We start from the raw sequence: 20592 nt of genomic DNA, 5'->3' as shown, positions 1-20592 counted from the left end.
CAAAACAAACAAGAGCCCCGCAGATGTGGACCTGGAGATCCGTTCAGCGGATCCGGTGCACCCGCTGGCTGGTGAGTTCGTACCGTGCTCCGACGACGGCCAGCCTCCCGGCCGCGACCCGGGCGGCGAGATCGGGCTCCGCCGCGAGCCGGGAGCGGACGAGCCGGACGTTCTGGGTGACCGCCGCGTCGACGCGCGCCTCCCTGCTCAGCGAGCGGTCGACGGCCGGCCGGATCTGCTCCGCCAGGTAGCGCAGGTGCCCGGGCAGCTGCTCCAGCCCCTCGGCGGCGCGGACGGCCGCGGTCACGGCCCCGCAGGACTGGTGCCCGAGGACCACCACCAGCGGGATGGCCAGCTCCACGACCCCGAAGGCGATGCTTCCGAGCACGGCGTCGTCCAGCACCTCGCCGGCCGACCGTACGGTCATCAGGTCGCCGAGCCCCTGGTCGAAGACCAGCTCGGGCGGGACGCGGGAGTCGACGCAGCCCAGGATGACGGCGAACGGGTGCTGTCCCCCGACCAGCGCCTGCCGTACGGTCCGCGTGGCGTCGGGATGCCGCTCGTGGTACGTCCGCCAGCGGACGTTGCCGGCCGACAGCGCACGCAGCGCCGCCTCGGGCGTGCCGGGCCGCGGACCGTGCAGGCCGGTGCGGGAGCCGCCGCCGGTGGGGCCGCCGGCGGCCGCCAGCGCGGCGCCCAGGGCCACGGTGAGGGCGCCCCGTACCAGGCGGCGCCGCCCGGGAGTCCCGTCGGCCCGGTGCTGCTCGGCAAGGACGCTCATGCGGGCCCAAGCTAGGCCCCGCGGGACCGGGGAGCCGGAGGCGGGCCCGCGCTTGGGGAACTCTTGGGCAAATGCCGGGACCGGCGCGGCGGTCCGCCGGCGGTCCTCCGGCGGTTCGGTGACGCTTCAGGGGCCGGTGCCGGCGGTGCCCTGGCCCTGGTCGAAGTAGGCCCCCAGGGCCGGATCGAGCGGCGGTACCCTCCGGGGCGTTCCGCCGTCGCGCAGGGACTCCGTCGCCATGCAGCCCACCGCGACCGCCATCCGGGCGGCGACCGGCGAGGTGTCCGTCGCACCCCCGTGCCGTACGAAGCGCAGGAACTCGTCGATCAGCAGCGGGTCGGCGCCGCCGTGCCCGCCCGCGCCCTCCCCGTCGGGGACGGCGTACGAGGCGTCCGGCGCGGCCCGGTATCCGGAGCGCCGCGCGTTCCAGACCCGGACCTCGGCGCCCGGACCGTCGCCGAAGTTCTCCAGGCGGCCGGCGTCGCCGATGACGGTGTAGTTGCGCCAGTAGTCCGGCGTGAAATGGCACTGCTGATAGGCGGCCAGCACACCGCCCGCGAGGCGGAGGTTGAGCAGCGAGACGTCCTCGACGTCGATGACGGGGTTCAGGCCGCGCTGGGTGTGCGGCGGCCAGTGGCCGTCCTCCGTGTACCAGTCGTCGCCCTTGGGCACGCCGGGGGCGCGCCGGTGCGGGTTGTCCCCGTACACCATGAGGTCGCCCATCGCCTGGACGTCGTCGGTGTAGGAGCCGGCCAGCCAGTGCAGTACGTCGATGTCGTGCGCGGCCTTCTGGAGCAGCAGGCCGGTGGTGTGGCGGCGCTCGGCGTGCCAGTCCTTGAAGTACCAGTCGCCGCCGTAGCCGACGAAGTGCCGCACCCAGACCGTCCGGACCCGGCCGATCGCACCGGCCGCGATCAGCTCGCGCATCATCCGCACGACGGGCATGTGCCGCATGTTGTGCCCGACGTACAGGCGGGTGCCGCTCGCGTGGGCGGTGCGCAGGACGTCGTCGCACCGGTCGACGGTGATGGCGAGCGGCTTCTCGACGAAGACGGGCTTGCGGGCGAGGAGCGTCCGGCAGGCCAGGTCCGCGTGGGTGTGGTCGGGGGTCAGGACGAGGACGGCGTCCACGTCCGGGTCCCCGATCACGGCTGCGGGGTCGGGGGTGGCGTACGCGCCGGGAAAGGCCGCGGCGGCGTCCGCCCGGGCCCGCGGGTCGGGATCCGCGACGGCGGTGACGGTCGCGCCGCCGCCGGGCCGGTGCGCCGTACGCGCGATGCTGCCGCGCAGCCCGTATCCGAGGACGCCGAGGCGAAGGTCGGTGGTCATGGCCGAGTCCCTTCCCGGCCGGCCCGGGTTCATCCGCCCGGCCGAGCACCGGATGCCGCCCGTGCCCGGCCGGGGCAGGCTGTGGGCAAGGCAGTCACCACCGCACAGACGAGGACCGCGCCATGTCCCACAGCCGGCGTATCGGCGTCATCACCGCGGCCGCAGCACTGCTGCTGACCGCCACCGCCTGCTCCGGCCTGGGCCGGAGCACCGTCGGCATGCTGACGTTCCGCGGCCACGACTCGCCGGTGGAGCTGAGCTACTCGAACACCTCGGTGAACGGATGCCACAGGATCTCCCTCCCGAAGGGCGCCACCCACGTGGAGAACAACACCCTCGTCGACGTCGTGCTGTACCGGACGGCGGACTGCAGCACGCCCTTGGGCAACGATGGCATCTACGTCGCCACCACGCTGTCGAACGTCACGGCCCCGGTCAGCCTCCCCTGGCGCAGCTTCAGCGTCATCCACTGACGCCGCACCGGAGGCCTGGCGCCCGTGACGGGACGCCCGGCCTCCGTACGCGGGGAATGTCCCGCCGGCCGGCTCAGGTGCCGCTGGCGACCTTCCCGAGGTCGGTCCAGCCGTTGCCCGGGTCGCCGCCGTTCCAGGCGAAGACGGAGGCGCTGCCGCCGGGGCCGGCGAGCAGGTAGTCGGCGTGCGTGTCGGCGTTGAAGTCGACGAACTGGACCTTGGTGTGGTCGGTGGTCAGACCGGTCGCGATGCGGCCGACGACCTTCCAGCCGTCGTTCGGTACGACGTCGCCGCCGCGGTTGAGGTACAGGTCCACGTTCCCGTTGGGCTTCACCAGGAAGTAGTCGGCCTTGCCGTCGCCGTCGCTGTCGGCGAAGCGGACCCGGTTGCGGTCGCTGCTGGACCCGGTGGTGACCTTGCCCGGTGAGGGCCAGCCCTGGCCGCCGGGCAGGTCTCCGCCCCGGTTGAGGTAGGGGGTGACGCCGCCGCCGTCGTCGAAGGCGAGGTAGTCGGAGCGTCCGTCCCCGTCCCAGTCGGCGAAGCGGACCTTGCTCGGGTCGTTGCCGAGCCCGGCGGCAACCTGGCCGAGGCCCTTCCAGCCGTTGCCCGGGTCGCCGCCGTTGTTCAGGTACACCTCGACCGCGCCGTCGGGCTTGATGTGGAAGTAGTCGGCCTTGCCGTCACCGTCGAAGTCCGCGAAGCGGACCCGGTTGGGGTCGTTGGTCAGGCCGGTGGCCACCACGCCCAGGGGCTGCCAGCCGTTCGCTCCGGCCGGGTCGCCGCCCTTGTTCAGCCACACCGAGACCGCGCCGCTGTCAGCGACGCCGATGTAGTCGGCCTTGCCGTCGCCGTCGAAGTCGGCCCAGCGGATGCGGTCGTTGCCGCCCGCCTCGTTGGCCGCCGCGCGGCGGGGAGCGGTGGTACGGCCGATCCACTCGCCGAGGTCGTCGACGCGGGCCGCGACCGCGCCCGTACGGGTCTCGGCCGGGTCGGTGCCGAGGCATCCGCCCTGCCAGGACCGGGCGGCGACGGCCGTCAGCGCACCTGCGGTGTTCAGGACCGGGGCACCGGTGTCGCCCTTGCAGAGGGAGTCGGCGCCCTTGCCGGTGACGGCCATGGTGGTGGCGTCCACGGCGGTGGTGGCGAAGGCGGCGGTGTGCAGCTTGCCGGGCACCCAGGCCGTCTTGGTACGCCCGAAGCCGGCCGCGGTGACATCGCGGCCCGCGACCGGGGCCGTGGTGGCGAGCTTGGCGGTGGTCGCCCCGACCGCCGGGACGGCCAGACGTGCCAGGACCAGGTCACGGTCCGCACGCGGGGCGATCTCGGTGACCTCGGTGCGCTGACCGCCGGACAGCGTCACGGTCGCCTTGACGGCGGGCTTGCCCGCGGCGAGCCCGCCCGGCTGCTGCGGATCGCTCGCGAAGCAGCTCGCGGCCGTCGCGATCCACCACTGGTCGACCAGCGTGGCGGTGCAGGCCCGGCTGCCGGCCTCCTCGCCGATGGCGAGCCGGGCGGTGTACGCGTACCGGCCGTCGGCGGCCGGCGTACCGACCGCGGCCTGCGCGGCGCCGCCCGGGACGAGGCCCGCGACGACGGCGGTGGCGCTCACCAGGACACCGGCGGCCGGTGCGCGAAGTGGACGGATTGCAGACATGGTTCTTCCTCAGATCGGTGTCCCGGGCCCGTGTGCACGGACCCGGGAGCGTGCTCGGCCGATGGCCGGCCGGGTGGACGCGATGCCGGCGGAGTGTCAGGAACCCACGGTTCCGGGCACCTCGAGCCACGTCTGGCCCCAGCGGCCGGTGTTGTAGTCGGCGTCGATGCCCCACACTCGGCCGTCGGCGCCGATCGCGTGGATGTGCACGACGTTGTTCACGACGGCACTGGTGACGGACGTGATCGGCTTGGTGTTGATCCGGGTCCAGGTGCCGGTCCACCGGCCCTGGTTGTAATCGCCGTCCGTTGTGTAGAGGGCGTCGTCGGAGCCGATGATCTGGAGGTGGACCGTCCTGCCGGTGGCGGTCGCGGACAGGCCCTTGACGCCTGCGGCCCCGCCGGGCACCTCGGACCAGTTGCTCCAGCGCCCGGCGTTGTAGTCGGCGTCGATGCCGAGGACGCGGCCGCCCTGCCCGGTGGCGTAGACGTACACCACATTGTTGGCGGTGGTGCTGGTGAGCCCGGTCAGACCGGCCCCGCCCATCTTCGTCCACGTCGGCGTCCACTGCCCCGTGGCGTAGTTGCCGTCGATCGTGTGCATGGCCTGGTCCGAGCCGATGATCTGCAGGTGCACGGTCCGGCCGGTCACGCTCGCGGTCAGGGCCGTCGCCCCCTCGGCGCCGCCGGGCACCTCGTTCCAGGCGCCCCACCGGCCGGTGGCCGGGTGGAAGTCCTTCCCGAACACCTTGCCTCCGGGGCCGATCCCGAAGACGCGGACCACGTTGTCGACCGTGGCGCTGGTCAGCGAGGTCATGCCGGCGCCGTCCACGCGGCTCCACTGCGGGGTCCAGACTCCGGCGGCGTAGTCGCCGATCGTCTGGTTGAGGCCGCCGTCCGAAGCCATGGCGTCCAGATACGTCGACGTCCCGACGGCGGTGACGGTGATCTGCTGGCCACCGGCCGTGTTCGGGGTGACCTTGGTGGTCTGCCGGATCCACGCGCCGAGGTCGTCCGTACGGACGGCGACGGCGTCGCGGCGGGTTTCCGCGGCGGAGGTGCCGAGGCAACCCGCTTGCCAGGAGCGGCTGTTGACGGCGACAAGCTCGCCGCTGCCGTTGACGGCCGGGCCGCCCGCGTCGCCCTCGCACACGGTGTCGCCGCCGGCTCCCCTGCCCTTGAGGCCCAGGGTCGTGGCGCCGACGGCGGCGGCGTCGAAGGCGCCGGTGTGGACCTTGCCCGGCACCCACTCGGTCTTGGTGCGGCCGAAGCCGGCCGCGGTCACGACCGTCCCCTGGGCCGGCGCGGCCGCGGCGAGCTTGGCGGGCGCGACGTCCGTGACCGGGCGCGCGAGCTTCGCGAGCACGAGGTCGCGGTCGGTGCGCGGCGCCAGTTCGGTGACCTCGAGGGTGTTGGCACCAAGAGTGGCGGTGGCCTTGAGGGACGGCTTGCCGGCACCCACGTGGCCGCCCGCCTCCGCGGCGAAGCAGCTTTCCGCGGCCAGCAGCCACTGGGCGCCGACCAGCACGGCGGAGCAGCCGCGGCGGTCGTCCCCCTCGCCGATGGCGAGCCGGGCGGTGTACGCGTACTGGCCTCCCGCGACGGGAGTGCCCGCCACGGCCCCGGCGCCGCCCGCCGGCAGGAACGTCGCGGCCACGGCGGCCGTGGCGACGAGGGCGGTTCTGGTCGTGCGGACGGAGCGCCGATGACGCATGTCGAGCATGGAGTTCCTTAGCGGTGCGCTGGCGGACTACTTGGAGGCGCTGAGTGCCACGAGGGCGTGGTCGCGCTTCTTCGGGTCCAGGGTCTTGCCGACGCCGGCCCACTCGTTCTTGGGAACGTCGAAGGAGACCTGGGCCTCTTCGACGGTCATGTCGACGTGGACCTTGTAGTCGTAGGAGCGGACCGCGTAGACGCGCGGGAGCTCCACGACCAGCGAGCCGCCGTTCGCACCGGTGACCTTGAAGCAGAACGGGACGTTCGGCTCCGCGTGGCTGTAGACCTCGATGCGGCTCGGGTCGGGCTCGGTGGCGCACGCGGTGTAGACGATGTTCCCGTCACCGCTCTTGAGCTTGATCCCGCGCGCCTTGAGCGCCGCGTCGGCCTCCGACTGCGGGTACTTGAAGTCCTCGACGGCGGAGGGCATGCCGTCGGCCGCCGCCGACTGGGTGGCGGCGCCGGCCCGCCCGTCCACGGCAACGGCGACGCCGGTCGTCGCGACGACTCCGACAAGGGCACCGGCGAGCAGCACGGCAGGAGAGAGCTTCATGAGCTTCTTCTTTCAGATGTCCGGGAGACGGGGAGGCAGGCGAATGCCTGCCGGTCGGCCGCCCGGCTGCGAACCAGGATCCCCGTCATTCCCCCCTAGTTGCCCTGCCGGCCACACCTGTCGCACTGCTGCGGCTCCGGAACGGCGACCGTCTTTCTATCAGTTGACCCTGCCATTACCTAACCGAGGGCGTGTGAGCTGGTTAACAAGCCCGAACCGACCCATATTTCAAGAAAGTTGAAGAGATGCCGACGGCACGTCAACTTGCCTCGCCCACAAGGGTGTTCACAGTTTCCGGATGAATATATTCCACTTTTAGTTCGCGCCGCGACTATCCATCACCCGTCACTTCCATCGATCCGCGGATGAGAACATGGCCGGTGCATCTATCGCGGTGACCGGCCAGAAGTCCGGTGCGACCCGCCGCGATTATCGAATTTGCGGGGAGACCAAGTGCTGGTAAGCGACAGACGTTTTTGGGGGAGGCCGGCACCTCGCCGGAGGGGCGGCGCAGTGGCCCGCACCTCGGTCGTGGGAGCCCTGTCCCTCGCGATGGGCGTGGGCCTGCTCGGCACGTCGGCGAACGCGGCTCCGGCCGCCGCCGCGGCGCCCGATGAGCGCGCGCAGGTGTTCGCGCTGTGGCGCTCCGGCGGGGACGAGGCCAAGACCGGGGCCGAGAAGGTACTGACGGGGTCGAACGACGCGGTCCACGAGTTCCTGTCGAAGCAGGCTCCCGACCTGATCCAGATGGACAACCAGGCCAGGGCCCTGCGGCTGATGAACGAGAGCGGGCCTTCGGTCCGCAAGGGGCTCAACGACGCACTGAGCGGCACCCCCGCACAGCTCGCCGCCTACCTCGACTCCGGCTGGCGGAACGCGCTGGTGGAAGACCAGCGGATGGCCGTTCTCCAGACGATGAACGGCGCGGGCGACGCCGTGCGCGACGCCGGCACCAAGGCGATCGACAAGGGCACGGGCGATGCCCTGATGGACTTCCTCGTCAAGGGCCGCCCCGCGGCCACGGAGGAGGACGAGCGGATGGAGATCCTCCAGATCTCCGCGTCCGCGGGCCCACAGCTCAAGAAGGCCGCGCAGGAGGCCCTGGGCGGCTCCGCCGCCGACATGCACGAGTTCCTGCTGAAGGGGCAGCACATCGCGCGCGCCCGTGACCAGGAGACCCTGACGGTCCAGCAGCTCGCCGATCTGGCCACGAAGGCCGGTGAGACGGCCAAGGCCGAGACCGAGGCGGCCAAGGAGACGGCCGCCCAGGCCGAGAAGGCCGCCGACCTGGCGAAGAAGGCCGCGGAGGAAGCCAAGAGGGAGACGGCGGCGGCCAAGGAGGCCTCGGCGGAGGCCGCTTCCAAGGCCCGCGCGGCGGCCAAGGCCGCCAGCGGCGCGGCGGACGCGGCGCGTACCGCGATCCGCGCGTCCAACACCGCGATATCCGCGGCGCGTACGGCGGCCAGCGCGGCCTCTTCGGCGGCCTCGGCCGCCGCGGCGGCGGGCAATGCCGCTGCCCGGGCCTACGACTCGGCCTCCGCCGCGTCGCGGGACGCCTCGCAGACGAAGGCCGCGCGTGAAGCCTCCGAGCAGGCACGCGACGCCGCGAACGGCGCGCAGAACGCGGCCAGCGCCGTACTGAAGGCCGTCGAGGCCCTCGAAGGCGCGATCGGTGCCGCGCGTACGGCGGCGAGCGCCGGTCAGCACGCCGCGGACGCCGCGACGGCGGCGGCGGACGCCAGCGCCCAGAAGGGGCTCGCCGCTGCGGAAGCACAGCGCGCCTCCGAGGCGGCGGCCCGTGCCCGCAACGCCGCGGCGACCGCGAACAACGCGGCCAACGCGGCGGAGCGCCTGGCGAACACGGCGGCCGTCGCGGCTCGCGGTGCGCACAAGGCGGCGAACGAGGCGGCTGCCCACGCCCGTGCGGCGGCCAAGGCGGCCGACGAGGCCGTGGCCCAGGCCGGCAAGTCCGTCGACTACGCCAACAAGTCGGCGGCGCACGCCCGCGAGGCAGTGGCGGCGGCGAAGACGGCATCGGATGCCGTGGCGGCGGCCGACAAGGTCTACGACACCGCTCGCGCCGCCGAGGACGCCCAGCTGGAAGCGCAGAAGGCGGAGTTCGCCCGTGCCGCGGCCGAGGCGAAGCAGCAGGAGCAGCAGCAGGCGGCCAACGCCGCCGACAATCGGATCGAGTCCACCCGGCGCGACGCGGCGACCACCAAGCTGCTGACGGACGCCGTCGCCCCGGGCGTGGCCCCGGCGGCCGCGGCGACCAAGGGCCGTACGGCCGCGATGCGGCTGGTGACCACCGGTGGCCCGTGGACGCAGGCGGCCGCCGAATCCGCCCTGACGGGCAGTGACGCCGCGGTCCAGGCATGGCTGAAGACCTCGCGCAAGCAGGCCGAGGAGCAGGACGACTGGGCCCGTGTCAGCACCATGGCCGACCAGGGTTCCGCCTCCCAGCGGCAGGCCGCGGCCACGTCGCTGAAGGGCTCGTACCCGGACGTCACGAAGTTCCTGAAGACCGGTCAGTACGACGCTCGGATGGAGGAGAACCGCGTCAAGGTCCTGCAGATCTCCAGCACCGGTGGTGCGCAGGTCAAGAAGGCGGCCACGGCTGCCATCGACGCGCGTACGGCCGACGCACTGGGCAAGTTCCTGGAGACCGGCTGGTACGCGGCGCGCGAGGAGGACGACCGTGCCACGGCGCTGCAGCTCAAGGCCGACGCCACTGCCGGACCGCAGGTCAAGGCGGCGGCCTTCGTCGCCCTCGAAGGCTCGGCGGGCATGCTGCACGAGTTCGTGACCGTCGGCCGCTACCGGGCCGCCAAGCTCGACCAGGACGCGGCGGCGCACGCCGCGAACATCAAGGGCATCATCGCCGGGGCCGCTCAGGTGGCGGCGACGGCCAACGAGAACGCCCAGCAGGCGGTGGCGGCGGCGCTCAGGGCCAAGGACGCGTCCGAGGAGGCGCAGAAGGCCGCGCTGGAAGCGACGAGGTACAAGAACGAGGCCGCGGGCTACGCGCTGGCCGCGAAGAAGTCCGCCAACGAGGCCGACGGCTACGCCAAGCAGGCCGCGGAGTCGGCCAAGACGGCCCGCAGCGCGGCCCAGCAGGCCCAGAGCGCGGCCCGCCAGGCCGACGCCTCGGCGGTTTCGGCCCGCTACTCGGCTTCCCGGGCAGCCTCGTACGCCGCTGCCGCCCAGCAGTCGGCCGCATCCGCCATGGACTCGGCCATCGCCGCGGGCAAGGACGCCGCAGGCGCCCTCCAGGCCGCGGTCGACGCCCGGGACATCGCGATGAAGAAGACCCTGGAGGAGTACAAGGCGGCGGCCGCGAACAGCGGCGGTATTTCTGCCGGGCCGGCCACCACCGAAGAGAACGGTCAGCACGGTTCGGACCAGGCGAAGCACCCGAAGTACAATTCCGCCGACTGGTGGGAGTACGTCCTGTTGAACAAGCAATTCGGTTTCCTGGCCGCGGGAGAGCTCGCCACGTGCGTGCGGGGCGGGCCCTTCGCCTGCGAGATGTACGGCTACTGGACGACCTCGCCGGACAAGCCGTACAACCTTTCGTCAGGCCAGATGGACAAGATCATCAATGAGAAGAAGTGGTCCGAGGATCGCAGCGACTCGCTGAAGACCTATTTCGGAGCGGCTCTGCGGAGCTGCGCGGGTGGTCCGGGGACGACCTGCCGGATCAACCTCGACACCAAGTGGAACTCGGGTGAGTTCGACGAAGGCAACCGCGATCTCAACTTCGCGCTCCGTGGCTTCCGTTACCGCCAGACCGGCACCCTCACCATGACGAAGCTCGAGGGAGGGAAGGCCCGCGTCGAGGGTGACACCCGCATCGACGTCTTCAAGGACTACAACTTCGACTACGACGAGGACCTTTACGGCATCAGTCTCGGTCACTTCGCCGAGCTCCACAGGTTCGGCCTTGCTCGTGACTTCGAGATCCACGGCAGCAAGGGCGACCACTACGACACGATTGTGGGTTAGTCATGGCGAGTCGGCGTTCCAGGTCGGCCTGGGCTCTGGTGGTCGCTTCCACCTTGTCGGCCCCCTTCGTCACGGGGTGTGCCGAGGAGAGCCGCGAACACGTGCTGAAGGCATTCCGACTGGAACTCCCTCCGTGCGAGACCCGGGACATGACTTTCTCGGGGCAGTCGTCCGCGCCGGGCATCGACTTGGCGATGAGTTTCACGGCTCCCAAGGATTGTGTGGAGAAATACCTCACGGATCATCACGTGGATCGGACCAATCCGATCCACTGGCCGGACGCGGGCGAGACCGTGGTGGGCAACAGGACACTGTCGCCGACGAGGCCGCCCTTTGACGCGGACCACATGAAGCAGTTCAAGCTCAAGCTCGACCCGGCCGGCAGGTACGACGTCCACGTCGACTTCGTCACCCCCAAGGAAGCCGGGTTCAAAGTGCTGCTCGTTCCCCAGGGCGAGCTGACGAGCGTCTACATGGAATCCAGGCTGACGGGCAACGTCGGGAAATCCGGCTGAGCAGCGCCACGCGTCGGGAGGGCCCCGGACCATTCGGTCCGGGGCCCTCCTGCGTTCGGGGTCAGGCCGGGAGGGAGTCGACCGTGGGGGCCACCGGGGCGAAGAGGTCGGCGATCGTCGTGAGGCTCGCCGCCTGGAGGGTGGCGGCCGGGATCAGGGTGCCGTCGGGCGCCGTGAGCGTGCGCGTCGCGGTGGCCTCGGCGACCACCGTCGGGCGGTAGCCCAGGTTGAAGGCGCCCTGGGCGGTGAACGTGACGCACATGTGGGTCATGAAGCCGGCGATCACCAGGTCCGGGCCGGCGCCCAGCTGCCGGAGGGTCTTCTCCAGCTCGGTGGCGTGGAAGGCGTTCGGGACCTGCTTGACCACGACCGGCTCCCCCTCGCGCGGCGCGACCTCGGCGCTGATGGCACCGATCTCGGCCCGGATGTCGTACGGGGTCCCCTCGCCGCCGTCGTTGACGATGTGGACGACCGGCGCGCCGGCCTCCCGGGCCGCGGCCAGCAGCCGGGCACCCGCCGCCAGGGCCTCTTCGGCGCCCTCCAGGGCCATCACGCCGGAGCGGTAGGTGTTCTGGAAGTCGACCATGATCAGGACGGAGTCGGCCAGGCGGGGCAGCGTGCCCGGCAGGCCGATCACGTCGCGCAGGGTGGTGGAGGGGTTGGATGCGGTGGATGCGGCGGATGCGGTGGATGCGGTGGATGCAGACATGGCGGATCGTCCTTCTGTGGGAAACGGGCACGGCGAAGCCGCGCTCCGGCGCGCGGTCGCGCCGGGCGGTCGGCGGGTCGAGACGGTCGGCGGGGCTGGACGGTCGGCGGGGCTGGACGGCCAGTGGGTCCGGACGGTCAGTGGGCGGTGCGGAAGCGGCGGCGGTACGCGGCCGGGGTCGTGGCGATCTGCTTGCGGAAGGCCCGGTGCAGGGTCTCCACCGAGCCCAGGCCCGCCGCCGCGGCGACCTGCTCGAGCGGCTGGTCGGTGGTCTCCAGCAGCCGGCGGGCGGCTTCCACCCGTACGGCCTCCACGTAGGCGGCGGGGCTGGTGCCCAGCTCCTTGCGGAACGTACGGGCGAAATGGCGCTCGCTCAGGCTCATCCGCTGCGCGAGCGCGGCCGCCGACAGGTCCGCGCCGAGGTTTTCGGCGATGTGGACCCGCAGGGCGTCGATGTCCCGGCGGGCGGCGGCCGGTCGGCTGAGCGGCACGCTGAACTGGCTCTGGCCGCCCTGCCGCTTGAGGTACATGACCAGCTGCCGGGCGACCGCGAGGGCCAGTTCCTCGCCGTGGTCCTCGGCCACCAGGGCCAGCGTCAGGTCCATGCAGGCGCTGATCCCGGCCCCGGTCCACACCCGGCCCGACCGGACGAAGATCGGGTCCGGGTCGACCTCAACCCGGGGGTGCTCGGCCGCCAGCTGGCGGGCCGTGGACCAGTGGGTGGTGGCCCGTCGCCCGTCCAGCAGGCCGGCCGCCGCCAGCAGGTGGGCGCCGACGCACACCGAGGCCACGCGCCCGGCGTGCGGGGCGGTGGCGGCGACCCACCGCACCACGGCCTCGTCGACCCGCGCGACCGGGCCGTGCTCCGTCGGCTCCACGGCGCCGGGCACCACCAGGGTGTCCACGGCGGCACCGACCTCGCCGAAGGAGAGGTCGGTGACCAGCCGGACGCCGGCCGAGGTGGTGACCTGACCCCCGTCCGGGCCCGCCAGGCGTACGTCGTACAGCCGTCGCCCGGCCTCCCGGCTCGCGAGGGCGAAGACCTCGGCGGGGCCGGTGACGTCGAGCAGGTCGACATCGGGGAAGACCGCGATCACTACGCGATGGGGCGTGGACATGCGTCCATCCTGGCCGGACCGGCAGATGTCTGCAATGACGGCTCTCTGTCACATCCGGACACATCGGATGCCGACTGGAGCATGTCCCGTACCGCGCGGATGATGGTGAGGACGACAAGGTCCCGGGGGGCTCACGACGCCGGACACGGGACGGTGACGCAATCATGTCCGCGAACACTTCTCGGTGCCGCTCGGTCAGGGTGGGCGCCGACCTCGACACTCCGCTGTCGCGCTGGCTCTGGCTGGTCAAGTGGATCCTGGTGATCCCGCACTACATCGTGCTGTTCTTCCTGTGGATCGCCTTCATCGTGGTCAGCGTGATCGCCTTCTTCGCGATCCTGTTCACCGAGCGCTACCCGCGCGGCCTGTTCGACTTCAACGTCGGCGTGCTCCGCTGGTCGTGGCGGGTCTCGTACTACGCGTACGGCGCCCTCGGCACCGACCGGTACCCCCCGTTCAGCCTGGGCCCCGAGCCCGGCTACCCGGCACGCCTCGAGATCGCCTATCCGGAGCGCCTGTCGCGGCCCCTGGTCCTGGTGAAGTGGTGGCTGCTGGCCATCCCGCACTACCTGATCATCGCCTTCTTCACCGGCGCCATGCGACACGGCTGGTGCGGGGGCGGCGGTCTGATCATGCTGCTGGCCCTCTTCGCGGCGGTGGCACTGGCCTTCACCTCCACGTACCCGCGCGGCCTGTTCGAGCTGATCGTGGGGCTGCACCGGTGGGTGCTGCGCGTCGCCGCGTACGCCGCGCTGATGACGGACGAGTACCCGCCGTTCCGGCTCGACCAGGGCGGCGACGACCCGGCGCCCGCCCCGGCCGAGGCCCCGGCCCCCTCACCGTGAACCGAACTCGGTCCGTCTCCGCCGGAACCGGGACGCGCCTTCGTCCGACCACCTCCGTGTGCGGGGAGCCACCCGGCACCGGACGAAGGGAGGGCGACGGATGGGCGGGCTGGACGTACGCATGCGGGGGGTCGCCTGCCGCCACGGCCGCATCGAGGCGGTCGCCGACGTGGACCTGGAGATCGCGGCGGGCGAGCGCGTCGCGCTGACCGGGACCAACGGCTCGGGCAAGACCACGCTGCTGCGCGCGGTCCTCGGGCTGCACCGCCAGATGTCCGGCAGCATCACGGTCGGCGGCCGCGGCACCGGCTCGGCCGCCGAATGGGCCTGGCGGCGGCGCTGCTGCGCCTGGATCCCGCAGAAGCCGGCGGCCGGCCGCTTCCCGCTCCTCGGGGACGAACTGCTGGCCAGCGGCGGCGCACCGGCCGAGGCCGCCGAAGCGGCACGGAAGCTGGGTGTGGGCGCGCTGCTCGGCCGGCCGCTGCACACGCTGTCCGGCGGGCAGTTGCAGCGGATGTACCTGGCCCGGGCGATCGGAGCGGTGGCCGCGGGGGCCGGGGTACTGCTGGCCGACGAGCCGACCGCCGCGCTGGACTTCAGCGGTCAGGAGGAGGCGGCGGACGTACTGGCGGCGCTGCCGGTGACCCTCGTCGTGGTGACCCACGACCGGGCGCTCGCGCAGCGCTGCGACCGCGTACTGGAAATGGCCGCGGGCCGGCTGCGGGAGGTCGCGTGATCCTCGCGGGCGTCCTCGCCAGTGCCGACCTCGGCGAACTGCTCGGGCTGCTCCCCGTACAGCGGGCGGGCTTCGCCCTGCTGCTGGCGGCGGTCGGCCTGCCGGTGATCGGCGTGGTCATCGTCGGACTCGACATCATGCCGGTGCGCTTCGCGATGATGCACGTCGCGCTGCTGGGCATCGCGGTCGGGCTGCTGACCGGGCTCGATCCGATGCTGTGCGCGCTCGTCGCGTGCGCCCTGGCCGGGGCGGGAGTGGCCCCGCTCGCCCGCACCCCGGACGGGCTGTCCGGGGCGATGGGCCTGCTGATGAGCCTGGCCATCGCGGCCGCGCTGCTCGTCCTGGCCGTGTCGGGGGTCAACGCCTCCGGTGCGTTCGCCCTGTTGTGGGGCTCGATCCTGTCCGTGGGCACCGCCGATCTCGTGGTGCTCGGCGCGCTGGCGGCCCTCGTCCCGGGGCTGTTCTGGTGGCGGCGGCGCGATGTGGCCCTGCTGCTGTACGACCGGGAGCTGGCCCAGTGTTCGGGGGTCCCGGTGCGGGCGCTGACCGCCGTACTGCTGGTCCTGGTCGCGGTCGCGGTCGCCGGGGCGATCAAGCTCACCGGGGCGCTGCTCGTCGACGCCCTCACCCTGCTTCCGGCGCTCGCGGCTCGCCGCCTGGGCACCTCGCTGCGGTCGATCACCCTGTGGGCGGTCGGCATCGGGGTGGCCGTGAACCTGACCGGGTTCCTCGTCGCCCTGCGGCTGGACTGGCCCCCGGGGCCCGTCCTCGTCCTCACCGCGGGGGCGCTCGTCCTCGCGGTCCATCTCATCCCCGAACGGAGCATCAGCACATGGCGCGCACCCGCGTCCGACTCGCTTCCCTCCTCGCACTGAGCGCGGCACTGACGGCCCTCGTCAGCGGCTGCGGAGACGGCGGCGGCAACGCCGACACCGCTTCGAAGAACGGCACGACCGGCCCCCGCGTCGGGAAACCGGTCGTCGTGGTCACCACCACCTGGGAGGGCGCCTTCGCCAAGGCCGCCGGCGCCGAGGAGGTCAAGGTGATCGTTCCGCAGTCGGTGCACCACGCCCCCGACTACGACCCCAAGCCCTCCGACCTCGCCGCCGTGGGCAAGGCCGACTTCGTGCTCTACGCGCCCTTCGAGCCGTACGCGGCGAAGATCAAGGAGGCGGCCGGCTCGAAGGCCGAACTGGTCGAGGTGAACCTCGACAACGACGCCGACAAGGTCAGGGCGGAAGTGGCCAAGCTGGGCAAGCTGTTCGGCACCGAGGAAGCCGCCGCGCGGTGGACGGCGTCGTTCGACACCGAGTACGCCAAGCTCGCGAAGGACGTCCAGGGCTCCTGGCCGGGCGGGAAGAGCCCGGCCGTCGTCAGCCAGGTGTTCACCACCTGGTCCGCGAAGCTGGCCGGGGCCGCGCCGGTCGGCACGTACGGACCGGAGGCGGTCACCCCGGCGCAGCTCGCCGAACTCTCCGGCAAGAAGCCCGCCTTGGTCCTGGACAATGCCCACATGTCGACCGGGACGGTGCTGCCCGACTCGGGTGCCCGGCAGATCGAGATCGTCAACTACCCCGGAGCGGACCTCGACTTGCTGCCGGTGTACCGCAATGCGGCGGTCGAGCTGAAGAAGGCCATGGGCAGTTCCTGACCCGCGGCGCACGAGGAGGGGCGGGAGAGCGACCGGGCCGCTCTCCCGCCCCTCCTCGTATGACTACGGCCGCTGCGTCCACACCGTGCCGCGGGCCTCGTACTCCAGCATCGCCTCCACCCCCGTGGCCGCGTCGGCGCCGAGCTCCCGGCGGACGAGCCACAGGGCGAGGTCCAGGCCGGAGGTGATGCCCCCGGCGGTGACCAGGTCGCCGTCGTCCACCACGCGTGCGGTCTTGAGCAGGCCACCCTGCTGTTCGAGGTCGGGGCGCGCCTTGTGGTGGGTGGTGCAGGGGCGGTTCCCGGTCAGTCCGGCGGCGGACAGCAGCATGGTGCCCGTGCAGACGGCGCCGAGGGTGAGGCCGGGGCGTACGGCCGCGGCGAGGCCGCGCGGGAGCGTGCCGCGCCGGATCTCGGCCCACACGCCGGGGCTGTCGCGGCGCGCGTATCCGCCGCCCGGTACGAGGACGATGTCCGCCGAACGCGGCTCCCAGGCGTGCTCGACCTGGACCTGCGTCCCGTACGCGGCGTGCACGGGACCGGGGCCGGAGGTGCTGACGTAGCGGACGTCGACGGGGCGGTCCGTGAAGAAGCGGGCGGCGGAGAAGACCTCGTAGGGGGCGGCGAAGTCGAGCTCCTCCACGCCCTCGTACATGACGATGTGCACGCGCAGCGGTCCGGCCGGTCTCGCCGCGGGGCGCGGGGTCGCGGCGGCGGCCGGCGCCGCGGCGGCGCCCGCCACGGTGGCCGCGGCGCCGATCGCGGTGGAGGCGCGGAGGAGGTTCCTGCGGTTCATCCGATCGTCCTGTCCTTGCGTGTTGCGTCGTGTTCTGTCGTGTTCTGTCGTGTTCTTCGGTTCCGTCAGCCCGTGGGGGCGAGCGGAGCGGCGGGGGCCGGCCTGGGGGCGGAGGGTGCGGACCGCGTGAGACGCTCGCGCAGGGCGGCGCGGTCGGGCTTTCCGGCCGGCGTGAGCGGGAGTTCCGGGAGCACCAGCAGGCGCTCGGGGTGCTTGCGCTGTTCGAGCCCGCGGCGGGTGAGATGCTCGCCCAGCGAGGCGAGCGTCGGGGCCTCGGGGCCGCGCGGTACGACGCAGGCCGCCAGGCGCTCGCCCATCAGCCGGTCCGGGATGCCCACGCACACCACGTCCCGTACGCGGGGGTGCGAGGCGAGCTCCCGCTCGACCTCGGCGGGGCTGATGTTGGCCCCGCCGCGGATGACGATGTCCTTGAGGCGGCCGACGAGGTGCAGGACCCCGTCCTCGTCGATCAGGCCGAGGTCTCCGGTACGGACCCAGCCCTCGGGGGTGCGGTAGCGGGCGTCCAGCTCCGGGGAGGCGACGTAGCACATCGGGGTCATGGGGCCGCGGGCGATGATCTCGCCGATCTCCCCGTCCGGGAGCCGCTCGTGCGTGTCGGGGTCGGCGATGCGGATGTCCGCGACGCGCGGATCGGGGCGGCCCGCCACCACCCCCGTGGCGTCGGCCTCGGGGGCTTCCTCCCCGAGGCCGGTGTGGCAGTTGACCCCGTCGGCCGAGCCGTAGAGGTTGACGACCGGGCAGCCGAAGGCGCGGGCGGCGTCCTCGGCCGTGGTCTCGTCCAGGGCCGAGCCGCCGAGGACCAGGGCGGTGGGCGCGGGCAGTTCGCCCGCGTCGGGGCCGAGAGCCTCCAGCCGGTCCAGCATCATGCGGACCATCGTGGGGACGCCCAGGACGTGCGTCGGCCGGTGCTCGCGCACGGCGGCGAGGGCTGCTTCCGGGGTGAAGTGGTCGAGCAGGATCAGCGTTCCGCCGTGCCGGGCGAGCGTGACGGCGGTGCCGTTGGACCCGAACGCCGACCCGAGCGGTACGAGGAACAGGCTGCGCGGCGGGGTCCCGTCGGGCATGAGCGAGGCGAGGAAGTTGCCCCGGCCCCCGGCGAGCGCGTTGTGCGAGTACGCGACCATCTTCGGCTCCGCCTCCGAGCCCGAGGAGACGAGGATGCGGGCGGCGCTGTCGGGGTCGGGCCGGGCGGGCACGAACGCGGCCGGGTCGGAGCGCAGCAGCCCGGTGAGCGGAATCGTTCCTTCAGGCGCGCTGCCGACCCGCCCCGCGGCGATGACGTGACGCAGCCCCGGCAGGGCCGGTACCAGGGCGCGCAGTTCGGCGGCAGGGTGGGTGCCGCGGTGTTCCGCGGCCGCGATGACCGCGACGGCCTCCGCCGTGCGCAGCAGGGCTTCGGCCTCCAGACTCCCCCGGCCGACGGGGAAGGGCAGCGCCACCGCGCCGAGGGCGGCCAGGGCCAGGTCGGCGATGACGGATCCGCGGCCGTTGGGGAGCTGGACGCCGACCACCTCGCCGGGCCGTATGCCGAGGCCGGAAAGCCCGGCGGCCAGACATCGCACCTTGCGGTCCAGCGCGGTGTAGCAGAGCTTGCCCTTGGCGTCGATGACGGCGGTGGCGTGCAGATCGGCGATCTGCCGGGCCCGGAACAGGCTGTACAGGTCGAGGTCGGGACAGGTGCCGTCCACCGCCCACCCGCGGCGGAGTCCGGCGGGCAGCAGGTCGTGCAGTGCGACGGTCACAGGAAGCTCCAGGGGTCGGGAACGGCGGGGGCACCGTGCGCGTCGCGGCTGATCGAGCCGGGGAAGCGCGGGTCGTGGTGCAGGTCGGCCGGATCGGCGGTGACGCCGGTCGCGGACAGGCCGTGGGCGCGCAGCTGCGCCAGGGCTTCCGCGGTGGGCAGGTCGCGCAGGTCGTACGCGGCGGTCGCGGGCGCGCAGGTGTCGGTGGGGGCGATCCATCCGTCCGCGGTGCGCAGGGGGCGCCGGAAGCCGGCCGGCCGGCGCGGATCCTGCCCGCGCAGCGCCCGGCGCAGGGCGGGGGCGGTGAGGGCGTCGGCGGCGCCGAGCAGCGAGGAGTCGACGCGGACGCCCGCTCCTGCGCTCCGCTCCCGCAGGAGCAGCCCCGCCAGTACGGCCTCGGCGCCCAGGAGTCCGCCCAGTACGTCGAGCAGGGTCATCAGGGAGGGGGCGGGCGGCTCGTCCTGCGGCCGGGCGGCTTCGCCGACGCCGGTGCGGGCCTGCACCATGAAGTCCGTACCCATCGGGGCGCCGGGGATCCGGCCCGCCCAGCCACCCGTGTACGCGTAGACGAGCGCGGGGTTCACGGCGGCCAGATGGGCCGAGTCGAGGCCCAGCGCGGCTGCCTTGCCGGGGGCCCAGTTGTGCAGGAAGACGTCGGCCCCGGCGGCCATCTGGCGCAGGCGGCGGCGGTCGGCGACCGACTTGATGTCCACCTCGACGGCCCGCTTGCCGCGGTTCAGCGCGAGCCAGCGGGCGGAGATTCCGGAGCAGGCGGGCGGCATCCCGCGCAGCGGGTCGCCGCCCGGGGGCTCGATCCGCACGACATCGGCGCCGAGGAGGCCCAGCAGGTGGGCGGCGAGGGGGGCCTGGATCCGGCGGCCCGCTTCGAGCACGGTCAGCCCGGCCAGCGGCCGGGAGGGCGTGGGAGCCCCGGGGTTGCGGTGAGGGCCCGCGTGGTGGCCGAATCCGTACGGGCTGAGGGACCAGGGTGCGGCGCCATCGTGCTCGGCGGCGCGTTCGGCGAGGGTGCGCAGGCGGCAGACCTCGGCGCCGCATGCCGCGGCCGCCTCCTCGATCCGCCGCCAGGTGTGCGTACGGGCCGTGGTGTGCAGGGCCGCCGGGAAGGGGGCGCAGGCGGTGGCGTACCGGAACTGGAACGGCCGCCACCCGGCACGCACGGCGCCGAAGGGGGCTTCCAGGGCCTGCCAGAACGCGGCCCAGGCACCCGGGTCGAGGGTCTCCAGCTCGAAGAGGATGCCGTCGGCTGAGGTGAACGGGGGACCTCCCGGGGCGAGTTCGGCGGCTTCGCCCTCATCTGCCCCGGCCGCGGCCAGATACTGGGACACCGCCAGCAGTCCGGCCCGGTCCGCGCCCGTGGTCACCCCGACCGCCTGGCCGCCGCGGGCCTGGGCCAGCAGTCCGGCGAGCATCCCCTGTACGGCGAGTACGCCCGTGGCGGTGGCCGCGAAGTCCACGGCCAGGCCGCGGGGTGCGCCGTCGCGCCGCCCGTGCACGGCCATGATGCCGGTGGCCGCCTGGACGGTGGCCTCGTCGGTCATGCCGCTCGCGGGGTGCGCCGACCAGCGGACGGTCGCCTCCTGCCGGTCGAAGTCGGCGCCGGACAGGAAGATCTGGGCCGGCGCACGGCCGTCGCGGGGCCCGGCCTGCTCCGGTCTCGCCCCGGTCCCGGTCCCGGCTTCGGCTTCGGCTTCGGCTCGGGTGAACGCGCCGAAGAGCCTGAGGTGCTCCAGGGCCGGGCCGGTCGGCCCGTGCGGTCCCGAGGTGGCGAGGTGCAGTCCTTCGAGCGGCCGGACCGTGCGGGTGACGGCTGGTGAAGCCATGCCTCTCCTCTTCTCGGATGTGCGCGACGCGGGGGAACCAGGACGGGTGCGCACCCGACCAGCTCCTCGGAAAGGCAGTCGGACTGCCGTTCCCACGGGTTCCCGGCAC

At 73.1% G+C, this 20592-nt stretch carries 17 protein-coding genes; 7 read left to right on the top strand and 10 right to left on the bottom strand.

Annotated features, from left to right (window positions below):
- Positions 1 to 43: 43 nt before the first annotated feature.
- Entirely contained in the window at positions 44 to 781 is a 738-nt protein-coding gene (locus ACFXGI_RS15130) for a carbonic anhydrase (RefSeq protein ID WP_384706054.1), read from the bottom strand.
- Positions 782 to 907: 126 nt separating this feature from the next.
- A complete protein-coding gene (locus ACFXGI_RS15125; RefSeq protein WP_384706052.1) occupies positions 908 to 2110 on the bottom strand; it encodes a Gfo/Idh/MocA family protein in 1203 nt (400 codons plus the stop codon).
- Between the two features lie 122 nt (positions 2111 to 2232).
- Here ACFXGI_RS15125 and ACFXGI_RS15120 point away from each other — a divergent pair, with 122 nt between their 5' ends.
- The gene (locus ACFXGI_RS15120) at positions 2233 to 2583 is read left to right on the top strand and encodes a hypothetical protein (protein WP_384706050.1); all 351 of its coding nucleotides are present in this window, start codon (positions 2233 to 2235) and stop codon (positions 2581 to 2583) included.
- A gap of 73 nt (positions 2584 to 2656) precedes the next feature.
- On the opposite strand, the gene ACFXGI_RS15115 is transcribed toward ACFXGI_RS15120, so the two are convergent.
- The 3 genes from ACFXGI_RS15115 to ACFXGI_RS15105 form a co-directional block, all read right to left on the bottom strand.
- The gene (locus ACFXGI_RS15115) at positions 2657 to 4237 is read right to left on the bottom strand and encodes an FG-GAP-like repeat-containing protein (RefSeq protein ID WP_384706048.1); all 1581 of its coding nucleotides are present in this window, start codon (positions 4235 to 4237) and stop codon (positions 2657 to 2659) included.
- A gap of 96 nt (positions 4238 to 4333) precedes the next feature.
- Positions 4334 to 5959, bottom strand: a complete 1626-nt coding sequence (locus ACFXGI_RS15110) for a trypsin-like serine protease (RefSeq protein ID WP_384706046.1) — start codon at positions 5957 to 5959, stop codon at positions 4334 to 4336.
- Between the two features lie 27 nt (positions 5960 to 5986).
- On the bottom strand, positions 5987 to 6505 hold the full coding sequence (locus ACFXGI_RS15105) for a hypothetical protein (protein ID WP_384706044.1): 519 nt from the start codon (positions 6503 to 6505) through the stop codon (positions 5987 to 5989).
- A gap of 513 nt (positions 6506 to 7018) precedes the next feature.
- Between ACFXGI_RS15105 and ACFXGI_RS15100 the strand changes: the two genes are divergently transcribed.
- On the top strand, positions 7019 to 10510 hold the full coding sequence (locus ACFXGI_RS15100) for an ALF repeat-containing protein (protein WP_384706042.1): 3492 nt from the start codon (positions 7019 to 7021) through the stop codon (positions 10508 to 10510).
- Positions 10511 to 10611: 101 nt separating this feature from the next.
- Complete coding sequence (locus ACFXGI_RS15095; RefSeq protein WP_384706040.1) at positions 10612 to 11025, top strand: hypothetical protein; 414 nt, start codon at positions 10612 to 10614, stop codon at positions 11023 to 11025.
- A 61-nt stretch (positions 11026 to 11086) separates the two neighbouring features.
- On the opposite strand, the gene ACFXGI_RS15090 is transcribed toward ACFXGI_RS15095, so the two are convergent.
- Entirely contained in the window at positions 11087 to 11734 is a 648-nt protein-coding gene (locus tag ACFXGI_RS15090; RefSeq protein ID WP_384706038.1) for an isochorismatase family protein, read from the bottom strand.
- A 137-nt stretch (positions 11735 to 11871) separates the two neighbouring features.
- Entirely contained in the window at positions 11872 to 12852 is a 981-nt protein-coding gene (locus ACFXGI_RS15085) for a GlxA family transcriptional regulator (RefSeq protein WP_384706036.1), read from the bottom strand.
- A gap of 164 nt (positions 12853 to 13016) precedes the next feature.
- Here ACFXGI_RS15085 and ACFXGI_RS15080 point away from each other — a divergent pair, with 164 nt between their 5' ends.
- The 4 genes from ACFXGI_RS15080 to ACFXGI_RS15065 all read left to right on the top strand — a co-directional run bounded on the left by ACFXGI_RS15080 (position 13017) and on the right by ACFXGI_RS15065 (position 16084).
- On the top strand, positions 13017 to 13697 hold the full coding sequence (locus ACFXGI_RS15080; RefSeq protein ID WP_384706034.1) for a DUF4389 domain-containing protein: 681 nt from the start codon (positions 13017 to 13019) through the stop codon (positions 13695 to 13697).
- Between the two features lie 100 nt (positions 13698 to 13797).
- Positions 13798 to 14433 (top strand): ATP-binding cassette domain-containing protein, encoded by a 636-nt coding sequence (locus tag ACFXGI_RS15075; RefSeq protein WP_384706032.1) that lies wholly within the window; start codon positions 13798 to 13800, stop codon positions 14431 to 14433.
- A complete protein-coding gene (locus ACFXGI_RS15070; protein WP_384706030.1) occupies positions 14430 to 15308 on the top strand; it encodes a metal ABC transporter permease in 879 nt (292 codons plus the stop codon). The genes ACFXGI_RS15075 and ACFXGI_RS15070 overlap by 4 nt, the downstream gene beginning before the upstream one ends.
- On the top strand, positions 15266 to 16084 hold the full coding sequence (locus tag ACFXGI_RS15065; protein ID WP_384706028.1) for an ABC transporter substrate-binding protein: 819 nt from the start codon (positions 15266 to 15268) through the stop codon (positions 16082 to 16084). Before ACFXGI_RS15070 ends, ACFXGI_RS15065 begins: the two co-directional genes overlap by 43 nt.
- Before the next feature lie 63 nt (positions 16085 to 16147).
- On the opposite strand, the gene ACFXGI_RS15060 is transcribed toward ACFXGI_RS15065, so the two are convergent.
- From ACFXGI_RS15060 to ACFXGI_RS15050, 3 genes are all read right to left on the bottom strand, one after another.
- Positions 16148 to 16879 (bottom strand): DJ-1/PfpI family protein, encoded by a 732-nt coding sequence (locus ACFXGI_RS15060; protein ID WP_384706026.1) that lies wholly within the window; start codon positions 16877 to 16879, stop codon positions 16148 to 16150.
- 65 nt (positions 16880 to 16944) lie between these two features.
- Entirely contained in the window at positions 16945 to 18642 is a 1698-nt protein-coding gene (locus tag ACFXGI_RS15055) for a class I adenylate-forming enzyme family protein (RefSeq protein WP_384706024.1), read from the bottom strand.
- Positions 18639 to 20483 (bottom strand): CoA transferase, encoded by a 1845-nt coding sequence (locus tag ACFXGI_RS15050; protein ID WP_384706022.1) that lies wholly within the window; start codon positions 20481 to 20483, stop codon positions 18639 to 18641. Before ACFXGI_RS15050 ends, ACFXGI_RS15055 begins: the two co-directional genes overlap by 4 nt.
- Between the last annotated feature and the right edge of the window lie 109 nt (positions 20484 to 20592).

Source organism: Streptomyces sp. NPDC059355 (assembly GCF_042752335.1).
GTDB lineage: Bacteria > Actinomycetota > Actinomycetes > Streptomycetales > Streptomycetaceae > Streptomyces.
The sequence above is the reverse complement of the archived record's forward strand: the minus strand, read 5'-3'. Positions and strand labels throughout refer to the sequence as shown.

Bases quoted from the DNA above. Each gene is read 5' to 3' on its own strand.
- ACFXGI_RS15130 (WP_384706054.1), bottom strand. From the start codon at position 781: ATGAGCGTCCTTGCCGAGCAGCACCGGGCCGACGGGACTCCCGGGCGG.
- ACFXGI_RS15125 (WP_384706052.1), bottom strand. From the start codon at position 2,110: ATGACCACCGACCTTCGCCTCGGCGTCCTCGGATACGGGCTGCGCGGC.
- ACFXGI_RS15120 (WP_384706050.1), top strand. From the start codon at position 2,233: ATGTCCCACAGCCGGCGTATCGGCGTCATCACCGCGGCCGCAGCACTG.
- ACFXGI_RS15115 (WP_384706048.1), bottom strand. From the start codon at position 4,237: ATGTCTGCAATCCGTCCACTTCGCGCACCGGCCGCCGGTGTCCTGGTG.
- ACFXGI_RS15110 (WP_384706046.1), bottom strand. From the start codon at position 5,959: ATGCTCGACATGCGTCATCGGCGCTCCGTCCGCACGACCAGAACCGCC.
- ACFXGI_RS15105 (WP_384706044.1), bottom strand. From the start codon at position 6,505: ATGAAGCTCTCTCCTGCCGTGCTGCTCGCCGGTGCCCTTGTCGGAGTC.
- ACFXGI_RS15090 (WP_384706038.1), bottom strand. From the start codon at position 11,734: ATGTCTGCATCCACCGCATCCACCGCATCCGCCGCATCCACCGCATCC.
- ACFXGI_RS15085 (WP_384706036.1), bottom strand. From the start codon at position 12,852: ATGTCCACGCCCCATCGCGTAGTGATCGCGGTCTTCCCCGATGTCGAC.
- ACFXGI_RS15080 (WP_384706034.1), top strand. From the start codon at position 13,017: ATGTCCGCGAACACTTCTCGGTGCCGCTCGGTCAGGGTGGGCGCCGAC.
- ACFXGI_RS15075 (WP_384706032.1), top strand. From the start codon at position 13,798: ATGGGCGGGCTGGACGTACGCATGCGGGGGGTCGCCTGCCGCCACGGC.
- ACFXGI_RS15065 (WP_384706028.1), top strand. From the start codon at position 15,266: ATGGCGCGCACCCGCGTCCGACTCGCTTCCCTCCTCGCACTGAGCGCG.
- ACFXGI_RS15060 (WP_384706026.1), bottom strand. From the start codon at position 16,879: ATGAACCGCAGGAACCTCCTCCGCGCCTCCACCGCGATCGGCGCCGCG.
- ACFXGI_RS15050 (WP_384706022.1), bottom strand. From the start codon at position 20,483: ATGGCTTCACCAGCCGTCACCCGCACGGTCCGGCCGCTCGAAGGACTG.